At 64.7% G+C, this 25,326-nt stretch carries 37 protein-coding genes; 3 read left to right on the top strand and 34 right to left on the bottom strand.

Annotation, left to right across the window (positions count from 1 at the left end; all coding sequences use genetic code 11):
- Positions 1 to 156: 156 nt before the first annotated feature.
- Together ACFCQI_RS13010 and ACFCQI_RS13005 are read left to right on the top strand one after the other, a co-directional pair.
- On the top strand, positions 157 to 849 hold the full coding sequence (locus ACFCQI_RS13010) for an ATP-binding protein (RefSeq protein ID WP_395117295.1): 693 nt from the start codon (positions 157 to 159) through the stop codon (positions 847 to 849).
- The gene (locus tag ACFCQI_RS13005; protein ID WP_395117293.1) at positions 833 to 1,348 is read left to right on the top strand and encodes a mismatch-specific DNA-glycosylase; all 516 of its coding nucleotides are present in this window, start codon (positions 833 to 835) and stop codon (positions 1,346 to 1,348) included. Before ACFCQI_RS13010 ends, ACFCQI_RS13005 begins: the two co-directional genes overlap by 17 nt.
- Before the next feature lie 13 nt (positions 1,349 to 1,361).
- Here the strand turns inward: ACFCQI_RS13005 and ACFCQI_RS13000 are convergent, their stop codons facing one another.
- Positions 1,362 to 2,132 (bottom strand): c-type cytochrome, encoded by a 771-nt coding sequence (locus ACFCQI_RS13000; RefSeq protein ID WP_395117291.1) that lies wholly within the window; start codon positions 2,130 to 2,132, stop codon positions 1,362 to 1,364.
- A gap of 95 nt (positions 2,133 to 2,227) precedes the next feature.
- On the opposite strand from ACFCQI_RS13000, the gene ACFCQI_RS12995 reads away from it, so the two are divergent.
- Entirely contained in the window at positions 2,228 to 3,835 is a 1,608-nt protein-coding gene (locus ACFCQI_RS12995; protein WP_395117289.1) for an amidase, read from the top strand.
- A 12-nt stretch (positions 3,836 to 3,847) separates the two neighbouring features.
- Here ACFCQI_RS12995 and ACFCQI_RS12990 read toward each other — a convergent pair whose 3' ends face one another.
- From ACFCQI_RS12990 to rpsL, 33 genes are all read right to left on the bottom strand, one after another.
- Entirely contained in the window at positions 3,848 to 5,248 is a 1,401-nt protein-coding gene (locus ACFCQI_RS12990; protein WP_395117287.1) for a class II 3-deoxy-7-phosphoheptulonate synthase, read from the bottom strand.
- Positions 5,245 to 5,748: a disulfide bond formation protein B gene (locus ACFCQI_RS12985; RefSeq protein WP_395121357.1), complete on the bottom strand. Its 504-nt coding sequence runs from the start codon at positions 5,746 to 5,748 to the stop codon at positions 5,245 to 5,247. The genes ACFCQI_RS12990 and ACFCQI_RS12985 overlap by 4 nt, the downstream gene beginning before the upstream one ends.
- Before the next feature lie 175 nt (positions 5,749 to 5,923).
- Positions 5,924 to 6,307, bottom strand: coding sequence for a 50S ribosomal protein L17 (rplQ, locus tag ACFCQI_RS12980; protein WP_395117285.1), 384 nt, complete (start codon positions 6,305 to 6,307; stop codon positions 5,924 to 5,926).
- A gap of 204 nt (positions 6,308 to 6,511) precedes the next feature.
- Entirely contained in the window at positions 6,512 to 7,510 is a 999-nt protein-coding gene (locus ACFCQI_RS12975) for a DNA-directed RNA polymerase subunit alpha (RefSeq protein WP_395117283.1), read from the bottom strand.
- Between the two features lie 16 nt (positions 7,511 to 7,526).
- Entirely contained in the window at positions 7,527 to 8,153 is a 627-nt protein-coding gene (rpsD, locus tag ACFCQI_RS12970; RefSeq protein WP_136259073.1) for a 30S ribosomal protein S4, read from the bottom strand.
- A gap of 67 nt (positions 8,154 to 8,220) precedes the next feature.
- Complete coding sequence (gene rpsK, locus ACFCQI_RS12965) at positions 8,221 to 8,607, bottom strand: 30S ribosomal protein S11 (protein WP_007513384.1); 387 nt, start codon at positions 8,605 to 8,607, stop codon at positions 8,221 to 8,223.
- A 90-nt stretch (positions 8,608 to 8,697) separates the two neighbouring features.
- Entirely contained in the window at positions 8,698 to 9,054 is a 357-nt protein-coding gene (gene rpsM / locus ACFCQI_RS12960; protein ID WP_136259074.1) for a 30S ribosomal protein S13, read from the bottom strand.
- A 125-nt stretch (positions 9,055 to 9,179) separates the two neighbouring features.
- Positions 9,180 to 10,502 carry a preprotein translocase subunit SecY gene (gene secY, locus ACFCQI_RS12955; protein WP_395117281.1) on the bottom strand — a complete coding sequence of 441 codons (1,323 nt, stop codon included), beginning with the start codon at positions 10,500 to 10,502 and terminating at the stop codon, positions 9,180 to 9,182.
- Between the two features lie 4 nt (positions 10,503 to 10,506).
- Positions 10,507 to 10,938 (bottom strand): 50S ribosomal protein L15, encoded by a 432-nt coding sequence (rplO, locus tag ACFCQI_RS12950; protein WP_395117279.1) that lies wholly within the window; start codon positions 10,936 to 10,938, stop codon positions 10,507 to 10,509.
- A 5-nt stretch (positions 10,939 to 10,943) separates the two neighbouring features.
- A complete protein-coding gene (rpmD, locus tag ACFCQI_RS12945) occupies positions 10,944 to 11,141 on the bottom strand; it encodes a 50S ribosomal protein L30 (protein ID WP_136259077.1) in 198 nt (65 codons plus the stop codon).
- Positions 11,134 to 11,643, bottom strand: coding sequence for a 30S ribosomal protein S5 (rpsE, locus tag ACFCQI_RS12940; protein ID WP_136259078.1), 510 nt, complete (start codon positions 11,641 to 11,643; stop codon positions 11,134 to 11,136). Before rpsE ends, rpmD begins: the two co-directional genes overlap by 8 nt.
- A 151-nt stretch (positions 11,644 to 11,794) precedes the next feature.
- A complete protein-coding gene (gene rplR / locus ACFCQI_RS12935) occupies positions 11,795 to 12,148 on the bottom strand; it encodes a 50S ribosomal protein L18 (protein ID WP_136259079.1) in 354 nt (117 codons plus the stop codon).
- Positions 12,149 to 12,251: 103 nt separating this feature from the next.
- Complete coding sequence (rplF, locus tag ACFCQI_RS12930) at positions 12,252 to 12,779, bottom strand: 50S ribosomal protein L6 (protein ID WP_395117277.1); 528 nt, start codon at positions 12,777 to 12,779, stop codon at positions 12,252 to 12,254.
- Positions 12,780 to 12,790: 11 nt separating this feature from the next.
- Positions 12,791 to 13,186 carry a 30S ribosomal protein S8 gene (gene rpsH, locus ACFCQI_RS12925; RefSeq protein ID WP_395117275.1) on the bottom strand — a complete coding sequence of 132 codons (396 nt, stop codon included), beginning with the start codon at positions 13,184 to 13,186 and terminating at the stop codon, positions 12,791 to 12,793.
- Positions 13,187 to 13,410: 224 nt separating this feature from the next.
- The gene (rpsN, locus tag ACFCQI_RS12920) at positions 13,411 to 13,716 is read right to left on the bottom strand and encodes a 30S ribosomal protein S14 (RefSeq protein WP_395117272.1); all 306 of its coding nucleotides are present in this window, start codon (positions 13,714 to 13,716) and stop codon (positions 13,411 to 13,413) included.
- Positions 13,717 to 13,779: 63 nt separating this feature from the next.
- On the bottom strand, positions 13,780 to 14,322 hold the full coding sequence (gene rplE / locus ACFCQI_RS12915; protein WP_395121356.1) for a 50S ribosomal protein L5: 543 nt from the start codon (positions 14,320 to 14,322) through the stop codon (positions 13,780 to 13,782).
- A gap of 8 nt (positions 14,323 to 14,330) precedes the next feature.
- On the bottom strand, positions 14,331 to 14,645 hold the full coding sequence (gene rplX, locus ACFCQI_RS12910) for a 50S ribosomal protein L24 (RefSeq protein ID WP_136259084.1): 315 nt from the start codon (positions 14,643 to 14,645) through the stop codon (positions 14,331 to 14,333).
- 15 nt (positions 14,646 to 14,660) lie between these two features.
- Complete coding sequence (gene rplN, locus ACFCQI_RS12905) at positions 14,661 to 15,029, bottom strand: 50S ribosomal protein L14 (RefSeq protein WP_395117270.1); 369 nt, start codon at positions 15,027 to 15,029, stop codon at positions 14,661 to 14,663.
- Between the two features lie 15 nt (positions 15,030 to 15,044).
- Positions 15,045 to 15,305, bottom strand: coding sequence for a 30S ribosomal protein S17 (gene rpsQ, locus ACFCQI_RS12900; protein ID WP_136259086.1), 261 nt, complete (start codon positions 15,303 to 15,305; stop codon positions 15,045 to 15,047).
- 12 nt (positions 15,306 to 15,317) lie between these two features.
- A complete protein-coding gene (gene rpmC, locus ACFCQI_RS12895) occupies positions 15,318 to 15,503 on the bottom strand; it encodes a 50S ribosomal protein L29 (protein ID WP_136259087.1) in 186 nt (61 codons plus the stop codon).
- Positions 15,503 to 15,916, bottom strand: coding sequence for a 50S ribosomal protein L16 (rplP, locus tag ACFCQI_RS12890; protein ID WP_136259088.1), 414 nt, complete (start codon positions 15,914 to 15,916; stop codon positions 15,503 to 15,505). The genes rpmC and rplP overlap by 1 nt, the downstream gene beginning before the upstream one ends.
- 12 nt (positions 15,917 to 15,928) lie before the next feature.
- The gene (gene rpsC, locus ACFCQI_RS12885) at positions 15,929 to 16,681 is read right to left on the bottom strand and encodes a 30S ribosomal protein S3 (protein ID WP_136259089.1); all 753 of its coding nucleotides are present in this window, start codon (positions 16,679 to 16,681) and stop codon (positions 15,929 to 15,931) included.
- A gap of 15 nt (positions 16,682 to 16,696) precedes the next feature.
- Entirely contained in the window at positions 16,697 to 17,032 is a 336-nt protein-coding gene (gene rplV / locus ACFCQI_RS12880; protein WP_007082179.1) for a 50S ribosomal protein L22, read from the bottom strand.
- Positions 17,032 to 17,304: a 30S ribosomal protein S19 gene (gene rpsS, locus ACFCQI_RS12875; RefSeq protein ID WP_108473256.1), complete on the bottom strand. Its 273-nt coding sequence runs from the start codon at positions 17,302 to 17,304 to the stop codon at positions 17,032 to 17,034. Before rpsS ends, rplV begins: the two co-directional genes overlap by 1 nt.
- A 12-nt stretch (positions 17,305 to 17,316) precedes the next feature.
- Complete coding sequence (gene rplB / locus ACFCQI_RS12870; RefSeq protein ID WP_395117268.1) at positions 17,317 to 18,141, bottom strand: 50S ribosomal protein L2; 825 nt, start codon at positions 18,139 to 18,141, stop codon at positions 17,317 to 17,319.
- A gap of 17 nt (positions 18,142 to 18,158) precedes the next feature.
- A complete protein-coding gene (gene rplW, locus ACFCQI_RS12865; protein WP_395117266.1) occupies positions 18,159 to 18,452 on the bottom strand; it encodes a 50S ribosomal protein L23 in 294 nt (97 codons plus the stop codon).
- Positions 18,449 to 19,051: a 50S ribosomal protein L4 gene (gene rplD, locus ACFCQI_RS12860; protein WP_395117264.1), complete on the bottom strand. Its 603-nt coding sequence runs from the start codon at positions 19,049 to 19,051 to the stop codon at positions 18,449 to 18,451. Before rplD ends, rplW begins: the two co-directional genes overlap by 4 nt.
- Positions 19,052 to 19,062: 11 nt before the next feature.
- Positions 19,063 to 19,704, bottom strand: a complete 642-nt coding sequence (rplC, locus tag ACFCQI_RS12855; RefSeq protein WP_395117262.1) for a 50S ribosomal protein L3 — start codon at positions 19,702 to 19,704, stop codon at positions 19,063 to 19,065.
- 20 nt (positions 19,705 to 19,724) lie between these two features.
- Positions 19,725 to 20,036 (bottom strand): 30S ribosomal protein S10, encoded by a 312-nt coding sequence (rpsJ, locus tag ACFCQI_RS12850; protein ID WP_007082173.1) that lies wholly within the window; start codon positions 20,034 to 20,036, stop codon positions 19,725 to 19,727.
- A 533-nt stretch (positions 20,037 to 20,569) separates the two neighbouring features.
- Entirely contained in the window at positions 20,570 to 21,760 is a 1,191-nt protein-coding gene (gene tuf / locus ACFCQI_RS12845; RefSeq protein WP_395117250.1) for an elongation factor Tu, read from the bottom strand.
- A gap of 158 nt (positions 21,761 to 21,918) precedes the next feature.
- The gene (fusA, locus tag ACFCQI_RS12840; protein WP_395117261.1) at positions 21,919 to 24,036 is read right to left on the bottom strand and encodes an elongation factor G; all 2,118 of its coding nucleotides are present in this window, start codon (positions 24,034 to 24,036) and stop codon (positions 21,919 to 21,921) included.
- Between the two features lie 192 nt (positions 24,037 to 24,228).
- Positions 24,229 to 24,696 carry a 30S ribosomal protein S7 gene (gene rpsG, locus ACFCQI_RS12835; RefSeq protein WP_007514548.1) on the bottom strand — a complete coding sequence of 156 codons (468 nt, stop codon included), beginning with the start codon at positions 24,694 to 24,696 and terminating at the stop codon, positions 24,229 to 24,231.
- Between the two features lie 203 nt (positions 24,697 to 24,899).
- A complete protein-coding gene (gene rpsL, locus ACFCQI_RS12830; RefSeq protein ID WP_007083021.1) occupies positions 24,900 to 25,274 on the bottom strand; it encodes a 30S ribosomal protein S12 in 375 nt (124 codons plus the stop codon).
- Positions 25,275 to 25,326 lie beyond the last annotated feature (52 nt).

Raw genomic sequence — 25,326 nt, 5'->3', positions numbered from 1 at the left:
CCCCAGGATACAAGCCATCTTTATAGCCGTTGGCCATGCAGGCTGTCGATGAACGGCGCGCGGAAATCGACCCGGCCGCACCGATACTGCAAAATGGGTCCGTTTTCGTCTCGCTTCCGGCGCGAGACGTTCCCGCCCCTCTGGAGCCAGTCGCGCATGACCACCCCGATTCTGCTGGCCTGGAGCGGCGGCAAGGATTGCCTGCTGGCGCTGCAGCGGCTGCAGGCCGATCCGGCCTGGCAGGTGGTCGGCCTGCTGACCACGCTCAACCGCAACTATCAGCGCGTGGCGATGCACGGCGTCCATCGCGAAGTGCTGCTGGCGCAGACCGCCGCGCTCGGCCTGCCGCTGGTCGAAGTCCTGCTGGACTGGCCCGGCAGCAACGAAGCCTACGAGGAAGCCCACGCCCGCGCGCTGGTCGAGGCCCGCATGCGCTGGCCCGGCATCCGCCACTGCGCGTTCGGCGACCTGTTCCTGGAGGACGTGCGCGACTACCGCGTGCGCCAGCTCGGCCGCGAGAACTGGCGCGCGGTGTTCCCGCTGTGGGGCGAGGACACGGCGGCGTTGTCGCGCCGCTTCGTGGGCGAGGGCCACCGCGCCGTGCTGTGCTGCGTGGACACCGGGCAACTGGACGCCGGCTTCTGCGGCCGCGACTACGATGCGGGCCTGCTCGACACCCTGCCGGCCGGCGTGGATCCCTGCGGCGAACACGGCGAGTTCCACACGCTGAGCTACGCCGGACCGCTGTTCCGCCACCCGCTGCGGCTGCGCCGGGGCGAGTCGGTGCTGCGCGACGGGCGCTTCCAGTACACCGATTTCCTGCTCGACGAGCATGCCGGCCCGGCCTGACACCATCCTGCCCGACCTGCTGGCACCCGGATTGCGCCTGGTGTTCTGCGGCACCGCCGCCAGTGCGCGCTCGGCTGCCGAAGGAGCCTACTACGCGCATCCCGGCAACCTGTTCTGGCGCGCATTGTTCGACGCCGGGCTCACCCCGCGCCTGTTTGCGCCGGCCGAGTTCAGGCACCTGCTGCCGCTCGGCATCGGCCTCACCGACCTGGCCAAACACCACAGCGGCAACGACGCCGCACTGCCCCGCGACGCCTTCGACGCCGCCGCGCTGCGCCGCAAGATCCGGCGCTGCCGACCAAGCCTGCTCGCCTTCACCAGCAAGAACGCCGCCCGCGCGGCGCTGGGTGGCGCGCTCGACTACGGCATGCAGGAGGAAACCTTCGGCGCCACGCGCTTGTTCGTGCTGCCTTCGCCCTCCGGCCAGGCACGCGGACACTGGAACCTGCAGCCGTGGCTGGCACTGGGTGCGTTGTACCGGGGCGATGGCGCGCGCTGACGCGTCCGCAGCTTCAGTTGACCGTCGTGGCCGGCGGTGCCGCTTCGATCGCCGCATCCAGCACCCCGCAATGCAGCGGCGGTTTCACCGAACCGGCCGGTAGCGGATGGGTATCGGTCGGCAGTTCACGGTTGGCCAGCGCGGCGGCGACCGCGCTGATGTCCGACTCGCTCAACCGGCTGGCCACCTCGGCCATGCAGTCCGGCGCCACCGTGGCGCGGGTGTGCGTGCGCCATGAACCCAGTTGCGCGCTGACATAGTCGTAAGGCAACCCAACCAGCCCGGGAATCGACGGTTCCACGCCGGTCAACTGGCTGCCGTGGCAGCTGCTGCAGGCGGGAATGCGTCGCGACGGATCGCCCTTGTCCAGCAATTGTGCACCACGCTGCAACACCGCGGCGGGCACGGCAGGCGTCGGCGAGCGCGCGAACGGTACGCGCTGCGCGGCGAAGTACTCGGCGATTTCGTGCATGTACGTCGGCGTCAGCTCGCGCACGGTGTATTCCATCGGAGCGTACTTGCGCAGACCGTCCTGGAAATCCTGCAGCTGCCGCGCCAGGTAGGCCGCCGGCTTGCCGGCCAGGCGCGGGAAATACCCGCTGGCCGCACGCCCCTCGCCCTGCTTCCCATGGCAGGTGGTGCAGGCGGCGATGCGCTGCTGCAAGGTATCGGGAATCGGGAGTCGGTCGGCGGCGCAACTGGCGGCGCCGTACCCGAGGGCGGCCGCAAACAGCATGGCGACACCGAACGGCTTGGCGTGACGCAGGCTGAGGTTCGTGATCATCCGACGATTGTACGCTGACGGCCGCAGCGCCCAAACCGCAACGGCGCTAAGCTGGCCGGGCGACCACACGCCGTGTCCCGAAATCGGGGGTTACCGTGAACCGTCCAGCCGTCCGTATCGCCGCACTGACCATCGCCTTGCTCCCGGGCCTCGCGTTGGCCACGGAAGCCACGTCGCCGGATGTCGCCTACGCGTCGATCGACCAACTCCAGCAACGCATGGATGCCGGCGCGCTGGACAGCCGCCAGCTGGCCCGCGCGTTGCTCGATCGCGTCCAGCGGATCGATCGCTCCGGCCCCACCCTGCGCGCAGTGATCGAGACGAACCCCGACGTGCTGCCGCTGGCCGACGCGCTCGACGCCAAGCGCACGACATCCCACGGCCCGTTGTACGGCATCCCGGTGTTGCTCAAGGACAACATCGAGACCGGCGACCACATGCTCACCACCGCCGGCTCGCTCGCACTGATCGATGCACCGGCCGCCCGCGACGCCAGCCTGGTCGAGCGGCTGCGCAAGGCCGGTGCGCTGATCCTCGGCAAGACCAACCTGAGCGAATGGGCGAACTTCCGTTCCAGTCACGCCAGCAGCGGCTGGAGCGGGCGCGGCGGGCAGACGAAGAACCCGTACGTGCTCGATCGCAATCCCTGCGGTTCCAGCGCCGGTTCCGCCGTCGCGGTGGCGGCCGGGCTCGCCACGGTGGCGATCGGCACCGAAACCGACGGCTCGATCATCTGCCCCGCGGCAATGAACGGCATCGTCGGCATCAAGCCCACCCTCGGTCTGGTCAGCCGCCGCGGCATCGTGCCGATCAGTCACAACCAGGACACCGCCGGCCCGATGGCGCGCAGCGTCGCCGACGCTGCGACCCTGCTCAGCGTGATCGCCGGCAGCGACCCGCGCGACCCGGCCACCCTGGAGGCCGACCGGCACGCCACTGACTACACGAAGTTCCTCGACCCGAACGGACTCAGGGGCAAGCGCATCGGCGTGGTGCGTCAGCTCGCCGGCGCCGAGCCGAACGCCGACCGCGTGCTGGCGCAGTCGATCGCATTGATGAAAGCGCAGGGCGCCATCGTCGTCGATCCGGTCACGCTGCCGCACCTGGCCGAACTCGGCGACCGGGAATTCACCGTGCTGCTGTACGACTTCAAGCACGACGTCAACGCCTATCTGGCCAGCCGCCACGGCCTGAAGGTGAATACGCTGGCCGATCTGATCGCGTTCAACCAGGCGCATGCCGCCGAAGAAATGCCGTGGTTCGGCCAGGAACTGTTCGAAAAGGCCGAGCAGAAGGGACCGCCCAGCGACAAGGTCTATGCCGATGCGCTGGCCACGGCCAAGCGCCTGTCCGGGCCGGAAGGCATCGACGCGGCGCTCCAATCGCAGCAGTTGGACGCGCTGCTGGCGCCGTCGTGGGGCCCGGCTTTCGTCACCGACCCGGTGTTGGGCGATCACATCGTCAGCGGTGATCCGACCGTGGGCGGCGCCTCGCAACCGGCAGCCGTGGCCGGCTACCCGTCGATCACCGTGCCCGCCGGCTTCGCCCACGGCCTGCCGGTCGGCATCGTGCTGTTCGGCGCGAAGTGGAGCGAACCGGTGCTGATCTCGATCGCCTACGGTTTCGAGCAGCACGCCAAGGCATGGCAAGCGCCGCAGTTTCTGCCCACCGTGGGCGATCCGCCCGCGGCGTCCCCGCGCTGAGCATGCAGTGCGTCAGCCCGCCCCGCCGGTCGACTTGCGCACGATAAGCATCGCCAGCTCCAGCGACTGTTCGTAGTTCAGGCGCGGATCGACCATCGACTTGTAGGCGCGATCCAGGTCGCCCTCCTTGAGGTCGCGCGCGCCGCCGATGCACTCGGTCACGTCTTCGCCGGTCAGCTCCAGGTGCACGCCACCCAGCCGCGTGCCAGCCGCCGCGTGGATGTCGAAGGCCCGATCCAGTTCGCCACGGATGTTGTCGAAGCGGCGCGTCTTGTGGCCGTTCGAGGTGCTCTCGGTGTTGCCGTGCATGGGGTCCGCCACCCACAGCACGCGTCGACCTTCGCGCTTCACCGCGTCCAGCAGCGGCGGCAGCGCATCGGCGATCTTCGCCTGGCCCATCCGGTGGATCAGGGTCAGCCGGCCCGGCTCGGCGTGCGGATCGAGTGCGTCGATCAGCGGCAGCAGTTGATCGGGAGTCACCGAGGGGCCGATCTTGACCGCCACCGGATTGCGGATGCCTCGGAAGTACTCCACGTGCGCGCCATCCAGTGCAGCGGTGCGCATGCCGATCCACGGGAAATGCGTGGACAGGTTGAACCAGCCCGGATTGCGAGGTACCTGGCGAGTCAGGGCCTGTTCGTAATGCAGCAGCAGCGCCTCGTGCGAGGTGAAGAAATCCACCTTGGAGAAGCCGGCGATCGGGCCGGCCAGCGTCTCCATGAAGTGCAGCGAATCGCTGATCGCGGCGACCATCTGCCGGTACTCGGCGGCCAGCGGCGAATGCTCGACCCAGGCCAGGTCCCAATATTCGGGATGGCGCAGGTCGGCAAAACCGCCGTCGATCAACGCGCGCACGAAGTTCATCGTCAACGCCGAATGCGCATGCGCCTGGATCAACCGCTGCGGATCGGGACGCCGCGCGGCGGCGGTGAACTCCTGGCTGTTGACCACGTCGCCGCGAAAACTCGGCAGGCTCACGCCGTGGCGCGTTTCGCTATCGGCCGAACGCGGCTTGGCGTACTGCCCGGCAAAGCGCCCCACCCGCAGCACCGGCTTCTTCAGCCCGTGCACCAGCACCAGGCTCATCTGCAGCAGCACCTTCAGCCGGTTGGAAATCACCGGGCTGGTGCAGTCGGCGAAGCTCTCCGCGCAATCGCCACCCTGCAACAGGAAGCGCTTCCCTTCCTGCGCCTCGGCCACCGCCTCCTTGAGCGCCAGGATCTCCCACGAGGTGACCAGCGGCGGCAATCGGGCCAGGAGCGCACCTGCCTTGGCCAGCTCGACCGGGTCGTCGTAGCTCGGTTGCTGCAGGGCCGGACGACGCTGCCAGGAATCGGGCGTCCACGGCGCCGTGCCGGTACGAGCCACATCAGCAGCCACGACGCCGACGTCGGAATCCCGCAGCTTGTTCATGCGTGCGACGTCCGGCGGCGCACCGCCACCACCGTCAGTACGGCGAGCAGCACGAACCAAAGCAGCGTCCACGCCGGCATCGGCAAGCCCAGGATCGGCTCGACCGCCGCGCATTCGCCGGAACCGGTAAACACCATGCGCAGCACCTTGGCAAACGGGAACGCGCTGAACATGTAATCGAGCGGCGGCCCGCAGGACGGAATCTGGTCGGCGGGCAGCGACTGGATCCACAGGTGCCGCCCCGCCACCACGATGCCGAATACCGCACCGAGCCACACGCCCGCGGCATAGATCCAGCGCAGCCCGCCGCGCGGCGCGTGCAAGGCGCCAAGCAGAAAGAACACGCCCATCACGATGAAGCCGACGCGCTGGAAGATGCACAGCGGGCACGGCGTCATTTCCCAGGCATATTCGGCATACAGCGCGAAGCCCATGAGGGCGGCGCACACGAGGAAACCGACGGCGAAACTGAAGCGGTACGACCAGCGCAATGGGTTCATAGGGGCTTTGCTGCGATGCGAAACGATGACATTACCCGTTCGGCGCAGCGCTGTCAGCACGCAACGCTGCAGCAACCGCGAAGACGGACCGGCGTCGGGCCGAAAACGCAAAACCCGGCACCAGGCCGGGTTTGCATGACGCTGCAGGCGACCGTCAGGTCGTCCGGCCGGCATCTCACTCCGCGTCGACGGACTCGACCTGCGGACGCCCCACCAGCTCGACGTACGCCATCGGCGCGTTGTCGCCGTCGCGGAAGCCGCACTTGAGAATGCGCAGGTAACCGCCGGGACGCTCCTTGTAACGCGGGCCCAGCTCGACGAACAGCTTGCCCACCGCTTCCTTGTCGCGCAGACGCGAGAACGCAAGGCGGCGATTGGCGACGCCATCGGTCTTGGCCATCGTGATCAGCGGCTCGGCGACGCGGCGAAGTTCCTTCGCCTTCGGCAGGGTGGTGCGGATCAGCTCATGCTTGAACAGCGACGAGGCCATGTTCTTGAACATCGCTTCGCGGTGGCTGCTGGTGCGGTTGAGCTTGCGTCCGGATTTCTGGTGGCGCATGACGGAATACTCTCTGTAGGTCTGTTGTTATGAAGTGCCGGCGCTTGTGTCCGACACCCCGCGGTTACCCGCTTTTATGTGAGCCCCATCGGAGCAGGCTCTTGTGAAAAGTGCGGCCATGGATGGCCGCTTCTGCTGCATGGCCAAGGTGCTGTACACACCCTGGCCAATATCCGGCTACAACAGCGATCAAGGAGGATCGCCCTAGCCCAGCTGCATGCCGTGCGAAAGCCCCGGCGGCGGCCAGTTTTCCAGCTTGGTGCCGAGGGACAGGCTGCGCCCGCCCAGGACATCCTTGATTTCGGTCAGCGACTTCTTGCCCAGGTTCGGCGTCTTCAACAGCTCGACCTCGGTCTTCTGCACCAGGTCGCCGATGTAGTAGATGCTCTCGGCCTTCAGGCAGTTCGCCGAACGCACGGTCAGCTCCAGATCGTCGATCGGACGCAGCAGCAGCGGTTCGAAGCCGCTCTTCTCGGCCTTGTCCGTGGCACTTTCGCGACGCGAGAAGTCACCGAACACCGACAGCTGGTCGTTGATGATCTCGGCGGCCTTGCGCACCGCGTCCTCGGCGTCGATGGTGCCGTTGGTCTCGATGTCCAGCACCAGCTTGTCAAGGTTGGTGCGCTGCTCGACACGCGCGGCGTCCACTTCGTAGGCCACCCGCAATACGGGCGCGAACGAGGCATCCAGCTGCAGGCGACCGATCGGGCGCGCCTCGTCGTCAGGATGCTGGCGCGCGCTGGCCGGCTGGTAGCCGACGCCGCGACGCACCTTGAGGCGCATGTTGAGCGCGATGTCCTTGGTCAGGTGGCACAGGACGTGCTCGGGGTTGACGATCTCCACCGTATGGTCGACCACGATGTCGCCGGCGGTCACCACGCCCTTGCCCTTCTTGGACAAGGTCAGGGTCACTTCATCGCCCGAATGCTGCCGGATCGCCACGTCCTTGAGGTTCAGCAGGACTTCGATGACGTCCTCCTGCAGACCTTCAAGCGTGGTGTATTCGTGCAGCACGCCGTCGATTTCCACCTCGACGATGGCGCTGCCGGGGATCGAGGAGAGCAGCACGCGGCGCAGCGCGTTGCCCAGGGTATGGCCAAAGCCACGCTCGAGCGGCTCGACCACCACCTTGGCGCGGTTGGCTCCGAGCTGTTCGACGCTGAGGCCACGTGGCCGCAGCACACTAGTTGACGAAACTGCCATGCAGAGCTCCGGTTAATTACTTCGAGTAAAGCTCGATGATCAATGCTTCATTGATGTCGGACGGCAGGTCGCCGCGATCCGGCACCGACTTGAACGTGCCTTCGAACTTCTTGGAATCCACTTCGACCCAGACCGGGCGTAGGTCCATGGTGTCGAACACGGTGGCCGCTTCCTGCACGCGCAGCTGGCTGCGCGCCTTCTCGGTCAGCGCGATCGCGTCGCCCGGGCGCACCTGGTAGGAAGGAATGTTCACCTTCTTGCCGTTGACCAGCACCGCCTTGTGGGCAACCAGCTGGCGGGCCTGGGCGCGGGTGACCGCGAAGCCCATGCGGAACACGACGTTGTCCAGGCGGCTCTCGAGCAGACGCAGCAAGTTCTCGCCGGTATTGCCCTTGAGCGTGGTCGCCTTGGTGTAGTAGTTGCTGAACTGGCGCTCGAGCACGCCGTAGATACGCTTGACCTTCTGCTTCTCACGCAGCTGGACGGCGTAGTCGGACATGCGCATGCGCTTGTTCGCGCCATGCTGGCCGGGCTTGTTTTCCAGTTTGCACTTTGAATCCAGCGCACGCGCCGGGCTCTTCAGGCTGAGATCCGCACCTTCGCGCCGGGCGAGTTTGCAGGTAGCTCCACGATAACGGGCCATGTTTCTTCTCTTTCAGATAGTCCGGCCGCGGCCGGTGCTTGATTCTCGCGATCGAAAACGACCGCCCTCAGACACGCCGCTTCTTGGGGGGACGGCAGCCGTTGTGCGGGATCGGCGTGACGTCGATGATGTTGAGCACCTTGTAGCCCAGCGCATTCAGCGAACGCACCGCCGACTCGCGGCCCGGGCCGGGACCCTTGATGCGCACTTCCACCGTCTTCACGCCGTAGTCGCCCGCGGCGCGGCCGGCCTTCTCGGCGGCGACCTGTGCAGCGAACGGGGTGGACTTGCGCGAGCCGCGGAAACCGGCACCGCCGGCGGTCGCCCACGACAGGGCATTGCCCTGGCGATCGGTGATGGTAACGATGGTGTTGTTGAAGGAGGCCTGCACGTGGGCCACGGCATCCGTGACAACGCGCTTGATCTTCTTCTTGGTCTTGACCGGCTTAGCCATGGTTTGAAGGCTCTTCTCGATGAGTGCGGCCACGGATGGCCGCTTTTTTGATCTTCGCGGTCATCGGTGACCGCACAAATCCGCAGGCAATCACTTCTTGATTGCGCGACGCGGACCCTTGCGGGTACGCGCATTGGTACGGGTACGCTGCCCGCGAACCGGCAGGCCGCGACGATGACGCAGGCCGCGGTAGCAGCCCAGGTCCATCAGCCGCTTGATCGCCATGCCCACCTCGCGGCGCAGATCGCCTTCGACGGTGTACTTGGCGATCTCCAGGCGAATCTTTTCCACTTCGCCTTCGCTCAGCGACTTGATCTGGGTGGTCGGGACCACGCCCGCGTCCACGCAAACCTGCTTGGCGCGGCTGCGGCCGATACCATAAATGCTCTGCAGACCGACCCAGACGTGTTTCTGAACCGGCAAATTGACACCCGCAATGCGCGCCATGAGTACTCTCTCCGAATGCGTTTCGTGCGCGGTAAACGCGCAATTTTAACCTGAATTACCCGAACAGGAAAGCCCTGCGGCGCCAAGGCACCGCAACTCTCCGACCTGGAGCGTCCCTCGCCGCGTCAACTGCGACGGAGGTTGGCTTTCTTGAGCAAACTTTCGTACTGATGACTGACCAGATGCGCCTGGATCTGCGCCGTGAAATCCATCACCACCACCACCACGATCAGCAGCGAGGTGCCACCGAAATAGAACGGTACGTGCCACGCCTGCTGCATGAACGACGGCACCAGGCACACCAGCACCAGGTAGATCGCGCCGACCGCCGTCAGGCGTGTCATCACCGCGTCGATGTAGCTGCCCGTGGCCTTGCCCGGACGAATGCCGGGAATCAGGGCGCCGGAGCGCTTCAGGTTGTCCGCCGTCTCTTCCGCGTTGAACACGATCGCGGTGTAGAAGAATGCAAAACCGATCACCAGTACCGAAAAGGTGATTTCATACAACGGGTTGCCTGGACTCAGCGACTGCGTCAGATCCTGCACCCAGCGCGACGAATGACCCGTGCTGAACCAGCTCACCGCGGTGGCCGGGAACATCAGCAAGCTCGACGCAAAGATCGGCGGAATCACGCCCGACATGTTGATCTTCAGCGGCAGGCTGGAGCTCTGGTTCTGGTAGGCCTTCTGTCCGCCCGAACGTCGTGCGTAGTTCACCGTGATGCGCCGCTGGGCGCGCTCCACGAACACCACGAAGGCGGTCACGGCCAGCACCAGCCCGAACACCACCAGCAGCATGAGCAGCGACAGCTCACCGTTGTTGGCCATGCCCAGCGTGTGCACCACCGCGCCGGGCAAGCCGGCCACGATGCCGGCGAAGATCAGCAGCGAGATGCCGTTGCCGATGCCGCGCTCGGTCATCTGTTCGCCCAGCCACATCAGGAACATGGTACCGGCGGTCAGGCCGACCACGGACGAGAACACGAAGCCGAAGCCCGGCGTGTACACCACCGGCGCGCCGCCCGCGGCCACCTGGCCCTGCAAGGCAACCGCAATGCCGAAGGACTGGAACGCCGCCAGCAGCACCGTGGCATAACGGGTGTACGCCGTCATCTTGCGCTTGCCGGCCTCGCCTTCCTTGCGCAGGGCCTGCAGGCTCGGCACCACCGCGCCCATCATCTGGAACACGATCGACGCCGAGATGTACGGAATCACGCCGAGCGCGAAGACCGAGAACCGCTCCAGCGCGCCGCCCGAGAACATGTTGAACATGTCCATCAGGCCGTTGCCGTTGACCAGGTTCGTCATCGCCTCCGGGTTGACGCCCGGAACCGGAATGAACGAGCCGAGACGGAACACCATCAACGCACCCACCACGAACAGGATGCGCTGACGAAGCTCCGTCAGCTTGCCGAGTTTGCCCAGTGCGTTGCCCTTGGCTACGGCCACCGTCTTACTCCACGCTTCCGCCGGCCGCCTCGATGGCCGCCTTCGCGCCCGCCGTGGCCAGCAGACCGGACAGCTTCACCGCGCGACCGATCTCGCCCTTCAGCACTACCTTGACCTTCTTGGCGCGGCTGTCGATCAGGCCAGCCTGATGCAGCGCGACCACGTCGATCACGTCGCCCTTGAGGTTGGCCAGCTGATACAGGAAGACTTCCTGGCTCTGCGCCTTCAGCTTCGAGCGGAAGCCGACCTTCGGCAACCGGCGGTTCAGCGGCATCTGGCCGCCTTCGAAACCGAACTTGTGGGTGCCGCCCGCGCGGGCATGCTGACCCTTGTGGCCGCGACCGGCCGTCTTGCCCAGGCCCGAACCGATGCCGCGACCCACGCGCAGGCGGGTCTTGCGGGAACCGGCGGCCGGCTTGATGTCATTCAGACGCATGATGATTACTCCTCGACCCGGACCAGGTAGTAGACCGTGTTGATCAGCCCACGCACCTGCGGGCTGTCCTTCAGCTCGCGCACGTCGTTGACCTTGCCCAGACCCAGCGCCTTGACGCTGAGGCGATGGCGCGCCTGCACGCCGCGCAGGCCCTTGACCAGGCGCACGCGCACGGTGGCAGCGGATTCGTTCTTCTTAGCCATTGCCCAGCACCTCTTCCAGACTCTTGCCTCGCTTGGCGGCGATCTTCTTGGGCGAGGCAACCGCCTGCAGGCCCTTGATGGTGGCGCGCACCAGGTTGATCGGATTGCGCGAACCGACGGCCTTGGCCAGCACGTTCTTGACGCCGACCACTTCCAGCACCGCACGCATGGCGCCGCCGGCGATCACGCCGGTACCTTCGGAAGCCGGCTGCATGTACACGCGGGCCGCACCATGGTTCGCCTTGATGGCGTACCACAGGGTGCCGTTGTTCAGTTCGATGTTGACCATCTGGCGGCGGGCACGCTCCATCGCCTTGGAAATGGCCACCGGCACTTCACGCGCCTTGCCATAGCCGAAGCCGACCTTGCCCTCGCCGTCACCGACCACGGTCAGTGCAGTGAAGCTCATCTGGCGGCCACCCTTGACGGTCTTGGCCACCCGGTTGACGGCAATCAGCTTCTCGAGCAGGCCGTCCGAATTTTCGCGATCGTTAGAAGACATGTTCTATTCCGTGTGCCCGGACCATCCGGGACTTTTGCTTGCGGCTTGGCCGCTTGTAGTTGTATGTGCTGCCAGGATCAGCAACCGGATTGGCGACTCGCGGAAGCGGGCTCTTTCGAATCCCGAATCCCGCGTCCCGCATCCCGGCGCCTCAGAACTTCAAGCCCGCCTCGCGCGCCGCCTCGGCAAGCGCCTTGATGCGGCCGTGATAGCGGAAACCGGAGCGGTCGAACGCCACCGACTCCACACCGGCAGCCTTCGCGCGCTCGGCCACAGCCTTGCCCACGGCCGCCGCAGCAGCCAGGTTCTTGGTGCCCTTCAGGCCTTCGGCGACCGACTTTTGCACGGTGGAGGCAGCCGCTACCACGTTCTTGCCGGAGGCGTCGAACACCTGCGCATAAAGATGCTGCCCGGTGCGATGCACCGACAGGCGGGCCACGCCCAGCTTGCGAATGTGGCTGCGGGTGGACTTGGCGCGGCGCAGGCGATTTTCGTTCTTGTTCATCTCTCAATTCCTCGAAAGCGGATCGGCTCGGATGGCTGTCATCATGCTCTTTGTGAAAAGTCCGGCCATGGATGACCGGTCTCTACGCGCAGGGACAGCGCATTTACGCCTTCTTGGCTTCCTTCAGGGTGATCTTCTCGCCGGCATAGCGCACGCCCTTGCCCTTGTAGGGTTCGGGTGGGCGGAAGCCGCGAATCTTGGCTGCGACCTGGCCGACGACCTGCTTGTCGGTGCCCTTGATCAGCACTTCGGTCTGGGTCGGCGTTTCGATGCTGATGCCCTCGGGCGCGTCGAACACCACCGGGTGGGAGAAGCCCAGGCTGAGGCTCAGCGCCTTGCCCTGCATGGCGGCGCGATAACCGACGCCGACCAGCTCAAGCTTGCGCTCGTAACCCTGCGAGACGCCGGTGACCATGTTGGCGATCAGCGCACGCGCCGTACCGCCGAACTTGTCGTCCACGCCTTCGCCCAGCGTGACATTCGCCACGCCGCCGTCGACGGCGACCGTGACGCCCGGCAGCTGATGCACGGACAAGGTGCCCTTCGGGCCCTTCACCGAAATGTTGCCTCCGGCGACCGTCAGCTCGACGCCCTTCGGCAGGGAAATGGGTTGTTTGGCTACACGTGACATTGAAAGACTCCTTATGCCACTTGGCCGATGACTTCGCCGCCCAGGCCCTTGGCACGGGCCTGCGCATCGGTCAACAGACCAGCGGAAGTCGAGATGATCGAAATGCCCAGGCCGCCGAGGACCTTCGGCAGCTCGTCCTTGCCGCGGTAAACGCGCAGGCCGGAACGGCTGACACGGGAAATGTTCTCGATGGCGGGCTGACCGTCGAAATACTTGAGCTTGATCTCGAGCACCGGCTTGCCTTCCTCGACGGAAGTCTTGGCGTCGAGGATGTAGCCCTCGTTCTTGAGAAGGTCGGCGATGGCCACCTTCAGTTTCGACGACGGCATACGCACGACCGGCTTGCCCGTGGCCTGGGCATTGCGGACGCGCGTGAACAGATCGGCGATGGGATCAGTCATGCTCATGAAAACATCCTTCAGAGTGCACCGATATCCGATAAAACCGGAAATCAATCAGATTGTGAGCCGGCAAAGAAGCCAGCCTGCGTTGCGCAGACCGCCGACTATAGCAGCAATTTCGGGTTTTGGCGAACATCGGATGCGTTAGTCGCATCCACCGGTGGCATGCGGTGCCGCCGGTCGGATCGGTGCGCCGGAACAGCCGACGCGCCGATCCTGCAGGTTGTGAATTACCAGCTGGCCTTGCGCAGGCCCGGCACGTCGCCGCGCATGGTGGCTTCGCGCAGCTTGTTGCGACCCAGGCCGAACTTCGCGTAGACGGCGCGCGGACGACCGGTCAGGGCGCAACGCGTCCGCACGCGAACCGGGCTGGCATCGCGCGGAAGCTTCTGCAGGCTCGCCTGCGCTTCCATCTTCTCGTCGTACGAAGCCGTCGGGTTGAGCACGATCGCTTTCAGTTCGGCGCGCTTGGCGGCGTACTTCTGGATCAGCTTGGCCCGCTTGACGTCGCGGTTCACCATTGATTTCTTGGCCATAATTTATCGCTGCTCTTTCAAAGAGTCCGGCCGCGGACGGCCGGGTTCGTCAAGGATGACCGCTCAGTTCCGGAACGGGAAGCTGAAGGCCGTCAACAGGGCCTTCGCCTCGTTGTCGGTTCGCGCCGTCGTGGTGATGGAGATATCCATGCCGCGCAGAGCATCCACCTGGTCGAAATCGATCTCGGGGAAGATGATCTGTTCCTTGATGCCGAAGTTGTAGTTGCCGCGACCGTCGAACGCCTTGGCCGAAACACCGCGGAAGTCGCGCACGCGCGGCAGCGAGATGTTGATCAGGCGATCGAGGAACTCCCACATCTGCGCACGGCGCAACGTGACCTTGCAGCCGATCGGCCAGCCGTCGCGGATCTTGAACGAAGCCACCGAAACGCGGGCCTTCGTGGTGATCGGCTTCTGGCCGGCGATCTTGGCCATGTCGGCCACGGCGTTCTCGAGCACTTTCTTGTTGCCCGCCGCTTCGCCCACGCCCATGTTCAGCGTGATCTTGGTGATGCGGGGAACCTGCATCACGTTCTGGTAGCCGAACTGCTCGGTGAGCTTGCCGATTACCTGGTCTTTGTAGAATTTTTCAAGGCGCGTCATGATCGTGTTCCTTACGCGTCCACGACCTCGCCATTCGAACGGAACACGCGGACCTTGCGCCCATCAGCGAGCGTTTTGGAACCGACGCGTTCACCCTTGTTCGTGGCGGGGTTGAACAGCTGCACATTGGAGAGATGGATCGAGGCTTCACGCTCGACGATACCGCCAGCCTGGTTGGCCTGCGGGTTCGGCTTGGTGTGACGCTTGACCAGATTCACGTTGGAGACGAATACGCGATCGCCTGCAACACGCAGCACGTCGCCGCGCTGACCCTTGTTCTTGCCGGTGATCACCAGGACCTGATCACCCTTGCGGATACGGTTCATTGTCTTGACTCCGCTTCAGAGCACTTCGGGCGCGAGCGAGACGATCTTCATGAACTTCTCGTTGCGCAGCTCGCGGGTAACCGGCCCGAAGATACGGGTACCGATCGGCTCGAGCTTGTTGTTGAGGAGGACAGCCGCATTGCCGTCGAAACGGATCAGCGAGCCGTCGGGACGGCGCACGCCCTTGGCAGTACGCACCACCACGGCGTTGTACACCTCGCCCTTCTTCACCTTGCCGCGGGGAATGGCATCCTTCACGGTGACCTTGATCACGTCACCGATCGAGGCGTAACGGCGCTTGGAGCCGCCGAGCACCTTGATGCACATCACTTCCTTGGCGCCGCTGTTGTCCGCTGCGGAAAGCGTGCTTTGCATCTGGATCATGGCTGCACCCTCCCTTTAGACGTTGGCGCGCGTGATGATTTCAACCACGCGGTGATGTTTGGTCTTGGACAACGGACGGCACTCGGCGATACGCACGAGGTCACCCTCGTTCGCGCCCAGGTCGTCCTGCGCATGCAGCTTGGTCGACCGACGAATGGTCTTGCCCAGCAGCCAATGCTGCTCCTGGCGCTCGACCAGGACGGTGACCGTCTTGTCCATCTTGTTGCTGGTGACGCGACCCTCGAGGGTGCGTGCCTTCTTCTGGTTCTCGCTCATCTCGGCCGTCCCTTACTTCTTGCTGCCGAGCACGAATTTCGTGCGGGCGATGTCACGCCGAACGCGGCGAAGCTGGTGCGGCTGGGTGAGCTGGCCGGAACCCTTCTGCATGCGCAGGTTGAACTGCTCCTTGCGCAGGTCCAGCAGATGCTGGTTCAGCTCGTCGGCCGACTGGTTGTTGATATCTTTGCTGGCCATCACATCACCGCCCGTGTCACAAACTGGGTCTGCACCGAGAGCTTGGCGGCGGCCAGGCGGAACGCCTCGCGTGCCGTCGTCTCGTCGACGCCCTCGATTTCATACAGCATGCGGCCGGGCTGGATCGGGGCGACCCAGAACTCGACGCCGCCCTTGCCCGCGCCCATGCGCACTTCGATCGGCTTCTTGGTGATCGGCTTGTCCGGGAACACGCGGATCCACAGCTTGCCGCCACGCTTGACAAAGCGGGTGATGCAACGACGAGCCGCCTCGATCTGGCGCGCGGTGAGCGCACCATGCGTGGTCGCCTTCAGGCCGTACTCGCCGAAGCTGACGAGGTTGGAGCACTGGGCCAGACCGTCGTTGCGGCCTTTGAACTGCTTGCGGTACTTGGTTCGCTTGGGTTGCAACATGGCAACTCTCCCTTACTTCGCAGACCGCTCGCGACGGCCTTCACCGGCCTCGCGACGCGAATCATTACGACGGCCTTCGCCACCTTCACGGCGCGACGGCGACGGTTCGTCCTTCGACTCCTGGCTGGCAGCGGCCAGATCGAAGATCTCGCCCTTGTACACCCAGACCTTGATGCCGATGATGCCGTAGGTGGTGCTCGCCTCGGCGAAACCGTAGTCGATGTCGGCGCGCAGCGTATGCAACGGCACGCGGCCCTCGCGACTCCACTCGGAGCGGGCGATCTCGGCGCCGTTCAGGCGGCCGGAGACGTTGATCTTGATGCCCAGGGCGCCCAGGCGCATCGCGTTGCCGACCGAGCGCTTCATCGCGCGGCGGAACATGATGCGGCGCTCCAGCTGCTGCGCGATGGACTCTGCCACCAGCTGCGCGTCCAGCTCGGGCTTGCGCACCTCGTTGACGTTGATGTGCGTCGGGACGCCCATCATGTCGCTGACTTCCTTGCGCAGCTTCTCGATGTCCTCGCCCTTCTTGCCGATCACCACGCCCGGGCGGGCAGTGTGGATCGTCACGCGCGCGGTCTTGGCCGGGCGCTCGATCTGGATCTTCGAGATGCCGGCGGCGGCCAGCTTCTTCTTCAGCATGTCGCGGACCTTGATGTCGGCCACGAGATACTTGGCGTAATCGCCCTTGTTGGCGAACCACTTCGCGTTCCAGTCCTTGGCAATGCCGAGGCGGATACCGGTGGGATGAACTTTATGACCCATCGTCTATATCCTCAGTCAGTTGCCGACAACCACAGTGATGTGGCTGGTACGTTTCAGGATGCGCGAACCGCGGCCCTTGGCGCGGGCGTACATGCGCTTCATCGCCGGACCTTCGTCGACGAAGATGCTGGACACCTTCAGCTCGTCGACGTCGGCACCGAGATTGTTCTCGGCGTTGGCGACGGCCGACAGCAGCACCTTGCGAACCAGGTGCGCAGCCTTCTTGTTGGTATAGGTGAGCACGTCGCTGGCCCGGCCCACGGGAAGTCCGCGGACGAGGTCGGCCACCAGGCGTGCCTTTTGCGCCGAAATGCGGGCGCCGCGCAGGATCGCTTTGGCTTCAGTGCTCATCACTTGCCCTTCTTGTCGCCGACATGGCCTTTGAACGTGCGGGTCACCGCGAACTCGCCGAGCTTGTGCCCGACCATGTTCTCGTTGATCAGGACGGGCACGTGCTGACGGCCGTTGTGGATGGCGATGGTCAAGCCGACCATTTCCGGCAGGATCATCGAGCGGCGCGACCAGGTCTTGATCGGGCGCTTGTTGTTGGCGGAAACCGCAGCTTCCACCTTCTTCGCGAGGTGAAGGTCGACGAAGGGACCTTTCTTCAAAGAGCGAGGCATGTCGGCTTCCTGTTACTTGGTACGACGACGCACGATGAAGTGCTGCGTGCGCTTGTTGTTGCGGGTCTTGTAGCCCTTGGCCGGCGTGCCCCACGGGCTGACCGGATGACGACCGCCGGAGGTCTTGCCTTCGCCGCCACCGTGCGGGTGGTCGACCGGGTTCATCACCACGCCGCGGACGGTCGGGCGAATGCCTACCCAGCGCTTGGCGCCGGCCTTGCCCAGCTTCTTCAGGCTGTGCTCGCCGTTGCCGACTTCGCCGATGGTGGCGCGGCAATCGACCGAGACGCGACGCATCTCGCCGGAGCGAAGGCGCAACGTGGCGTAACCGGACTCGCGGGCAACCAGCTGCACCGAGGCGCCGGCGCTGCGGGCGATCTGCGCGCCCTTGCCGGGACGCAGCTCCACGCAGTGGATCGTGCTGCCCATCGGGATGTTGCGCAGCTGCAGGCAGTTGCCGGCCTTGATCGGCGCCTCGCGACCCGACACCAGGCGATCGTCCACCTGCACGCCCTTGGGCGCGATGATGTAGCGACGCTCGCCATCGGCGTAGCACAGCAGCGCGATGTGCGCGGTGCGGTTGGGATCGTATTCGATGCGCTCGACGCGGGCGGCGATGCCTTCCTTGTCACGCTTGAAGTCGATGATGCGGTAATGCTGCTTGTGACCGCCGCCACGATGACGCGTGGTGATCCGGCCATGATGGTTGCGGCCGCCGGTACGGGATTGCGCCTCGGTCAACGGAGCGTAGGGCGCGCCCTTGTACAGGCCTTCCGTGCGGACGCTGACTGCGTCGCGGCGACCCGGCGAGGTCGGCTTGTGGTTGATTAGTGCCATTTCACAGAACTCCTGGCTCAGGCCTTGGCGGACACGTCGATGGCCTGGCCATCGGCAAGACGCACGTAGGCCTTGCGCTTGCCCTGGCGATTGCCAGCGCGGAAACGGAAGGACTTGACCTTGCCCTTGACGTTGACGAGGTTCACCTGCTCGACCTTGACGTCGAACAGCTTTTCCACCGCAGCGCGGACATCGGCCTTGGTCGCCGCGGGGGCGACCAGGAACACATACTGGTTGTGCTCGGCAAGACGCGCCGACTTCTCGGAGATATGCGGCGCACGCAGCGTATCGAGAATGCGTTCGTTGCTCATGCCAGCCACTCCTCGATCTTCTTCACCGCATCGACCGTGACCACCACGTGGTCGGAGCCGACGAGGCTGACGGGGTTCAGGCCCATCACATCCAGCACATGGATGTAGGGGATGTTGCGCGCAGCCAGGAACACGGATTCGGAGGCATCCTCGGACACCAGCAACACGCGACCGGACACGTCCAGCTCGGCCAGCTTGGCGACCATCGCGGAGGTCTTCGGTGTCTCGATGCCGAAGCTCTCGACCACCTTCAGGCGACCCTGGCGAACCAGCTCGGAAAAGATCGAGCGGATCGCGACGCGATAAGCCTTGCGGTTGACCTTCTGCTCGTAGCTGCGCGGCTTGGCGGCGAACGTGACACCACCACCGACGAAGATCGGGGCACGGTAGTCACCGTGGCGGGCGCCGCCGCCCTTCTGCTTCTTGAACTTCTTGGTGGTGCCGGACATTTCGCCGCGGGACAGCTGCGCCTTGGTACCGGCGCGGCCAGCGGCCTGATAGGCAACCACGACCTGGTGCACCAGGGCCTTCTTGTACTCGCCGCCGAACACTTCGTCCGACACGCTGAGCGGCTTGGCACCCATGACATTGAGTTCCATGGTGTCTCTCCTCAGCTCTTGGTCGTCGGGCGGATGACGACGTCGCTACCGGTGGCACCCGGTACCGCACCCTTGACCGCGATCAGATGACGCTCGGCGTCGACCTTGACCACTTCCAGGCCCTGCTGGGTACGATTCACGTTGCCCATCTGGCCGGCCATCTTCTTGCCGGGGAACACGCGACCCGGGGTCTGACGCTGACCGATCGAGCCCGGTGCGCGATGCGACAGCGAGTTGCCATGGGTAGCGTCGCCCATCTTGAAGTTCCAGCGCTTGATCGTGCCCTGGAAGCCCTTGCCCTTCGACACGCCGGCGACATCCACGATCTGGCCGACGGAGAACACGTCGTCCGCCTTGATCTCCGAGCCCACCGCGTACTTGCCGAGATCCTCGGCAGCAACGCGGAACTCCCACAGACCGCGACCCGGCTCGACCTTCGCCTTCGCGTAGTGGCCCTTCAGCGGCTGCGTCAGCAGGTTCGCACGCTTGCTGCCTGCGGAAACCTGGACGGCGCTGTAGCCATCGTTGTCGTCCGTCTTCACCTGGGTCACGCGGTTCGGCGTCGCTTCAATCAGCGTCACCGGAATCGAGCGGCCGTCTTCAGTGAAGAGTCGGCTCATGCCGCATTTGCGGCCAACCAATCCGATACTCATCTTCGTATCCTGTCTGTCGCTCAACCGAGCTTGATCTGAACATCGACGCCAGCGGCGAGATCAAGCTTCATGAGCGCGTCCACGGTCTTGTCGTTCGGGTCGACGATGTCGAGTACACGCTTGTGCGTACGGGTCTCGTACTGGTCGCGTGCATCCTTGTCGACGTGCGGCGACGTCAGAATGGTGTAACGCTCGATCTTGGTCGGGAGGGGAATCGGGCCGAGTACCGTGGCACCCGTGCGCTTAGCCGTCTCGACGATCTCGCTGGCGGAGCGGTCGATCAGTCGATGATCGTATGCCTTCAGCCGAATGCGAATCTTCTGGTTCGCCATAACCGTGTCCTGTTGTCGAAAGAACGTTCTGTGATGCCGGAGCGGCTTCTCACCACTCCGCACTGCCCTTTTGCCACTTGTCCGGGGCCATCGAGATCTGCCGGCCCCTTTGAAAAACACCAGGCGAGCATCGATCCGCTCGCCTGGCACAATCCGAATCTCGCGCAAAACGACGTGTCAACAGGGCTAGCCCCGCGATCACGTCGACTTGCGAAGGCCGATCCACGGCCAGCGAACTCGAAGCACGTCCTGTGCCTCATTTCGCGGTTGGTCGTCCAGAAACACGTCTGTCCGACAAGTGAGCTGCGAAGTATACCGGTAAATCCGGGATTAGTGAAGAGGTGCGAAACAACTTCACCCTCGACTCGCCCCGGGGTGAATCGGCGCGGCGCAGCCGCGGCCGGTTCAACGACGGGAGTTGCCCGGCAGCGCGTGGGTCCATTCGCCCCGCGACCCCGTGACCTTTACTTCAGCCATCCTCCCTGATGGCAAAGATCAAACCGGCATCCATGCCGGAATTCCCGCAAGAACCGTTACTTGATGACCTTGGCCACCACGCCGGCGCCGACGGTGCGACCGCCTTCGCGGATGGCGAAACGCAGGCCTTCGTCCATCGCGATCGGGTGGATCAGGCTCACCACCATCTTCACGTTGTCGCCCGGCATCACCATTTCCACGCCTTCCGGCAGGGTCACGGCACCGGTCACGTCGGTCGTGCGGAAGTAGAACTGCGGGCGGTAGCCCTTGAAGAACGGCGTGTGACGGCCACCCTCGTCCTTCGACAGCACATACACTTCGGCCTCGAAGTCCGTGTGCGGGGTGATCGTGCCCGGCTTGGCCAGCACCTGGCCACGCTCCACGTCGTCGCGCTTCAGGCCGCGCAGCAGCAGGCCGGCATTGTCGCCCGCCTGCCCCTGGTCCAGCAGCTTGCGGAACATCTCCACGCCGGTGACTGTGGTCTTCTGCGTGTCGCGGATGCCGACCACTTCGATTTCGTCGCCCACCTTGATCACGCCGCGCTCGATACGACCGGTCACCACGGTGCCGCGGCCGGAGATCGAGAACACGTCTTCCACCGGCATCAGGAACGGCTTGTCGATCGTGCGCACCGGCTCGGGGATGTAGCTGTCCAGCGCGTCCACCAGCTTGATGATCGCCGGCACGCCGATTTCGCTCTGGTCGCCTTCCAGCGCCTTCAGCGCCGAACCGTGGATGATCGGGGTGTCGTCGCCCGGGAAGTCGTACTTGCTCAGCAGCTCGCGCACTTCCATCTCGACCAGTTCGAGCAGCTCGGCGTCATCGACCATGTCCGCCTTGTTCAGGAACACCACGATGTACGGCACGCCGACCTGGCGCGACAGCAGGATGTGCTCGCGCGTCTGCGGCATCGGGCCGTCCGCGGCCGAGCACACCAGGATCGCGCCGTCCATCTGCGCCGCACCGGTGATCATGTTCTTCACGTAGTCCGCATGGCCGGGGCAGTCGACGTGCGCGTAGTGACGGGTCGGCGACTCGTATTCCACGTGCGCGGTCGAGATCGTGATGCCGCGCGCCTTCTCTTCCGGCGCCGCGTCGATCGCGCTGTAGTCCTTGAATTCTCCACCGAAACGCTCGGCACCGACCTTCGTCAGCGCCGCCGTCAGCGTCGTCTTGCCGTGATCCACGTGACCAATCGTGCCGACGTTGACGTGCGGCTTGGTGCGTTCGAATTTACCCTTTGCCATGACTTGAGACCTCTAGCTGGAACGTTCGTCAGTGCGGCGTCCGCCGCGTCGCTTTCAACCTACGCGACCCGTCGAAGGTCGCACTGCTTTTCTTGAAGAGTACGGCCATGGATGGCCGCTGTTTGATCTTGCTCTTGCGATCAGGACGATCGCGCCAATCAGGCCTTCTTGATCACCTGCTCGGCGATGTTGTTCGGTGCCTCGGCGTAGTGGTCGAACTCCATCGTGAAGGTTGCACGACCCTGGGTCAGCGAGCGGATGGTGGTCGCATAGCCGAACATCTCGCCCAGCGGAACCATCGCGTCGATGGTCTTGCCCGACGGCGTGTCGTCCTGGCCCTGAAGCAGGCCGCGACGGCGGCTCATGTCGCCCATCACGTCACCGACATATTCCTCCGGAGTCACCACCTCGACCTTCATGATCGGCTCGAGCAGCACCGGATTGGCCTTGTTGAAGCCCTGCTTGAACGCCATCGAGGCGGCCAGCTTGAACGCCATTTCCGACGAGTCGACGTCGTGGTACGAACCGAACACCAGCTTCACCTTGACGCCCACCACCGGGAACCCGGCAAGCGGACCGCTGGTGATGGTCTCGCGCAGGCCCTTCTCGACCGAGGGGATGAACTCCTTCGGGATTACGCCGCCGGTGATCTCGTTGACGAACAGGAAATCGTCCTTGACGTCCGGGCTCTTGCGCTCCTCTTCCGTCATCGGCGACAGCTCGATCACGACGTGGCCGTACTGACCCTTGCCGCCCGACTGCTTGGCGTGCTTGTAGTCCGACTTGACGTCCGAAGCGCGGATCGTCTCGCGGTAAGCCACCTGCGGCTTGCCGACGTTGGCCTCGACGTTGAACTCGCGGCGCATGCGATCGACCAGGATGTCCAGGTGCAGCTCGCCCATGCCGGAGATGATGGTCTGACCGGATTCCTCGTCGGTACGGACGCGGAACGACGGATCTTCGGCAGCCAGGCGACCCAGCGCGATGCCCATCTTTTCCTGGTCCGACTTGGTCTTCGGCTCGACCGCCATCGAAATCACCGGCTCCGGGAACGTCATCCGCTCCAGGGTGATCACGTGATCCTGCGCGCACAGCGTGTCGCCGGTGGTCACGTCCTTGAGGCCGACCGCGGCGGCGATGTCGCCGGCACGCACTTCCTTCAGCTCGTGACGCTCGTTCGCGTGCATCTGCAGGATGCGGCCGATGCGCTCCTTCTTGCTCTTGACCGGGTTGTACACGGCGTCGCCCGAGTTCAGCGTGCCCGAGTAGACACGGAAGAACGTCAGCGAGCCCACGAACGGGTCGGTCATGATCTTGAACGCCAGCGCGGAGAACGGCGCGGCGTCATCGGCCTTGCGCGTGGCCGCCTGCTCGTTCTCGTCGATACCGGCCACCGGCGGGCGGTCGGCCGGCGACGGCAACAGCTGCACCACGGCGTCGAGCATCGCCTGCACACCCTTGTTCTTGAACGCGGTACCGCAGAACACGGGAATGATCTCGTTGGCGAGCGTGCGCTGACGCAGGCCGGCAATGATCTCCTCGGTGGAGAGGTCGCCGCCTTCGAGGTACTTGTTCATCAGCTCTTCGGTGGCTTCCGCAGCGGATTCCACCATGAAGGAATGCGCCTCGGCCGCCTTGTCGGCCAGCTCGGCGGGGATGTCGTTCAGCTCGAACTTCATGCCCTGGGTTTCCATGTCCCAGCTGATCGCCTTCATGCGCAACAGGTCGATCACGCCGGTGAAGTTGTCCTCGGCACCGATCGGCACCTGCATCGGCACCGGGTGGGCACCGAGGCGCGACTTCAGCTGGCCGACGACCTTCTCGAAATTGGCGCCGGTGCGATCCATCTTGTTGACGAACGCAAGGCGCGGCACCTTGTACTTGTTGGCCTGGCGCCACACGGTCTCGGACTGCGGCTGCACGCCACCGACCGCGCACAGCACGAATACGGCGCCGTCGAGCACGCGCAGCGAGCGCTCCACCTCGATGGTGAAGTCGACGTGTCCGGGGGTGTCGATGATGTTGAAGCGATGCTGCTCCATCGAACCATCCATGCCCTTCCAGAAGGCCGTGGTAGCCGCGGAGGTGATGGTGATGCCGCGCTCCTGCTCCTGCTCCATCCAGTCCATGGTGGCCGCGCCGTCATGCACCTCGCCGATCTTGTGGCTGACGCCGGTGTAGAACAGGATGCGCTCCGTGGTCGTGGTCTTGCCGGCATCGATGTGGGCCATGATGCCGAAGTTGCGGTAGCGGTCGAGGGGAGTGTTGCGTGCCATGGATGATTACCTTTGCCGGGCAGCCCTGCCCCATGTCTGGACGCGGCCGTCCGGGCCGAGAGCTTGTGAGAAATCCGCCCTTGAAGGCGGCTTGCTTTTGGCCGCCATTGAAGCGGCCCGGTATCCCTGGTCCGCCATGGACGGCGGCTTTTGTCGCTCGCCGCCACTGTTTGGCGGCAAGCGCAACTTCAATTACCAGCGATAGTGCGAGAAGGCCTTGTTGGCCTCGGCCATGCGGTGCGTCTCTTCACGCTTCTTGGCGGCGCCGCCGCGGCTTTCGGAGGCCTCCAGCAGCTCGGCAGCCAGCTTGCGCGGCATCGAGGTTTCGCCACGCTTGCGGGCAGCATCGATGACCCAGCGCATCGCCAGCGCCATGCGACGGCCCGGACGCACCTCGACCGGCACCTGGTAGGTGGCACCACCCACGCGGCGGGACTTCACCTCGACCGCCGGGGCGATGTTGTTCAGTGCCTTCTCGACCAGGGCCACCGGCTCGGCATTCTTTTCGCCGATGTGCTGCAGCGCACCGTAAACGATGCTCTCAGCCACGGACTTCTTGCCGCTCTTCATCACCATGTTGATGAAGCGGGCAATCAGCTGGCTGCCATGCTTGGGATCCGGCAGAACCAGACGGGCGGGATGTGAACCTTTGCGCGACATGTTTGTTGTCCGTTGTTTTCGCAGGCAACCCTGCCCGCACGAAAAGCAGCCGTTATGGCCGCATCGATGTTTTTGCAGGCATCCCGCCTGCGAAGCCAAAGCGCCCGTCCATGGCCGCACTTTCCAGATGTCTCACTCTTGCAGGTGCCCGACCCGGCAACCCGGGCGGTCGACCCTGCCCGCCTGCCTGGCAGGCCCGGGCGTTACTTCTTCGGGCGCTTGGCGCCGTACTTGGAACGCGACTGGCGGCGCTTGGTCACGCCGGCGCAATCGAGGCTGCCGCGCACCGTGTGGTAGCGCACACCCGGCAGGTCCTTGACACGGCCGCCGCGGATCAGCACCACGGAGTGCTCCTGCAGGTTGTGCCCTTCACCGCCGATGTAGCTGATGACCTCGAAACCGTTGGTCAGGCGCACCTTGGCGACCTTGCGCAGGGCCGAGTTCGGCTTTTTCGGTGTGGTGGTGTAAACGCGCGTGCAGACGCCGCGGCGCTGCGGGCTGCTCTGCAAGGCCGGCGAACCGCTCTTGTAGGTCTTGGGACTGCGGTTCTTGCGCACCAACTGGTTGACTGTCGTCATGCGTAGCTGTTCCTGAAAACATAAAGGCAGCCCGATCAAGCTCGGTCTGCCA

Source organism: Rhodanobacter sp. FW102-FHT14D06, from assembly GCF_043950705.1.
Taxonomy (GTDB): Bacteria; Pseudomonadota; Gammaproteobacteria; order Xanthomonadales; family Rhodanobacteraceae; genus Rhodanobacter.
The sequence above is the reverse complement of the archived record's forward strand: the minus strand, read 5'-3'. Positions and strand labels throughout refer to the sequence as shown.

Coding starts and splice junctions, on each gene's coding strand:
- ACFCQI_RS13010 (WP_395117295.1), top strand. CDS start 157: ATGACCACCCCGATTCTGCTGGCCTGGAGCGGCGGCAAGGATTGCCTG.
- ACFCQI_RS13005 (WP_395117293.1), top strand. CDS start 833: ATGCCGGCCCGGCCTGACACCATCCTGCCCGACCTGCTGGCACCCGGA.
- ACFCQI_RS13000 (WP_395117291.1), bottom strand. CDS start 2,132: ATGATCACGAACCTCAGCCTGCGTCACGCCAAGCCGTTCGGTGTCGCC.
- ACFCQI_RS12990 (WP_395117287.1), bottom strand. CDS start 5,248: ATGAACAAGCTGCGGGATTCCGACGTCGGCGTCGTGGCTGCTGATGTG.
- ACFCQI_RS12985 (WP_395121357.1), bottom strand. CDS start 5,748: ATGAACCCATTGCGCTGGTCGTACCGCTTCAGTTTCGCCGTCGGTTTC.
- rplQ (WP_395117285.1), bottom strand. CDS start 6,307: ATGCGCCACCAGAAATCCGGACGCAAGCTCAACCGCACCAGCAGCCAC.
- ACFCQI_RS12975 (WP_395117283.1), bottom strand. CDS start 7,510: ATGGCAGTTTCGTCAACTAGTGTGCTGCGGCCACGTGGCCTCAGCGTC.
- rpsD (WP_136259073.1), bottom strand. CDS start 8,153: ATGGCCCGTTATCGTGGAGCTACCTGCAAACTCGCCCGGCGCGAAGGT.
- rpsK (WP_007513384.1), bottom strand. CDS start 8,607: ATGGCTAAGCCGGTCAAGACCAAGAAGAAGATCAAGCGCGTTGTCACG.
- rpsM (WP_136259074.1), bottom strand. CDS start 9,054: ATGGCGCGCATTGCGGGTGTCAATTTGCCGGTTCAGAAACACGTCTGG.
- rplO (WP_395117279.1), bottom strand. CDS start 10,938: ATGCGTCTGAATGACATCAAGCCGGCCGCCGGTTCCCGCAAGACCCGC.
- rpmD (WP_136259077.1), bottom strand. CDS start 11,141: ATGGCTAAGAAGAACGAATCCGCTGCCACCGTGCGCGTGCGCCTGGTC.
- rpsE (WP_136259078.1), bottom strand. CDS start 11,643: ATGTCTTCTAACGATCGCGAAAATTCGGACGGCCTGCTCGAGAAGCTG.
- rplR (WP_136259079.1), bottom strand. CDS start 12,148: ATGAACAAGAACGAAAATCGCCTGCGCCGCGCCAAGTCCACCCGCAGC.
- rplF (WP_395117277.1), bottom strand. CDS start 12,779: ATGTCACGTGTAGCCAAACAACCCATTTCCCTGCCGAAGGGCGTCGAG.
- rpsH (WP_395117275.1), bottom strand. CDS start 13,186: ATGAGCATGACTGATCCCATCGCCGATCTGTTCACGCGCGTCCGCAAT.
- rpsN (WP_395117272.1), bottom strand. CDS start 13,716: ATGGCCAAGAAATCAATGGTGAACCGCGACGTCAAGCGGGCCAAGCTG.
- rplX (WP_136259084.1), bottom strand. CDS start 14,645: ATGAACCGTATCCGCAAGGGTGATCAGGTCCTGGTGATCACCGGCAAG.
- rplN (WP_395117270.1), bottom strand. CDS start 15,029: ATGATCCAGATGCAAAGCACGCTTTCCGCAGCGGACAACAGCGGCGCC.
- rpsQ (WP_136259086.1), bottom strand. CDS start 15,305: ATGAGCGAGAACCAGAAGAAGGCACGCACCCTCGAGGGTCGCGTCACC.
- rpmC (WP_136259087.1), bottom strand. CDS start 15,503: ATGGCCAGCAAAGATATCAACAACCAGTCGGCCGACGAGCTGAACCAG.
- rplP (WP_136259088.1), bottom strand. CDS start 15,916: ATGTTGCAACCCAAGCGAACCAAGTACCGCAAGCAGTTCAAAGGCCGC.
- rpsC (WP_136259089.1), bottom strand. CDS start 16,681: ATGGGTCATAAAGTTCATCCCACCGGTATCCGCCTCGGCATTGCCAAG.
- rplV (WP_007082179.1), bottom strand. CDS start 17,032: ATGAGCACTGAAGCCAAAGCGATCCTGCGCGGCGCCCGCATTTCGGCG.
- rpsS (WP_108473256.1), bottom strand. CDS start 17,304: ATGCCTCGCTCTTTGAAGAAAGGTCCCTTCGTCGACCTTCACCTCGCG.
- rplB (WP_395117268.1), bottom strand. CDS start 18,141: ATGGCACTAATCAACCACAAGCCGACCTCGCCGGGTCGCCGCGACGCA.
- rplW (WP_395117266.1), bottom strand. CDS start 18,452: ATGAGCAACGAACGCATTCTCGATACGCTGCGTGCGCCGCATATCTCC.
- rplD (WP_395117264.1), bottom strand. CDS start 19,051: ATGGAACTCAATGTCATGGGTGCCAAGCCGCTCAGCGTGTCGGACGAA.
- rplC (WP_395117262.1), bottom strand. CDS start 19,704: ATGAGTATCGGATTGGTTGGCCGCAAATGCGGCATGAGCCGACTCTTC.
- rpsJ (WP_007082173.1), bottom strand. CDS start 20,036: ATGGCGAACCAGAAGATTCGCATTCGGCTGAAGGCATACGATCATCGA.
- tuf (WP_395117250.1), bottom strand. CDS start 21,760: ATGGCAAAGGGTAAATTCGAACGCACCAAGCCGCACGTCAACGTCGGC.
- fusA (WP_395117261.1), bottom strand. CDS start 24,036: ATGGCACGCAACACTCCCCTCGACCGCTACCGCAACTTCGGCATCATG.
- rpsG (WP_007514548.1), bottom strand. CDS start 24,696: ATGTCGCGCAAAGGTTCACATCCCGCCCGTCTGGTTCTGCCGGATCCC.
- rpsL (WP_007083021.1), bottom strand. CDS start 25,274: ATGACGACAGTCAACCAGTTGGTGCGCAAGAACCGCAGTCCCAAGACC.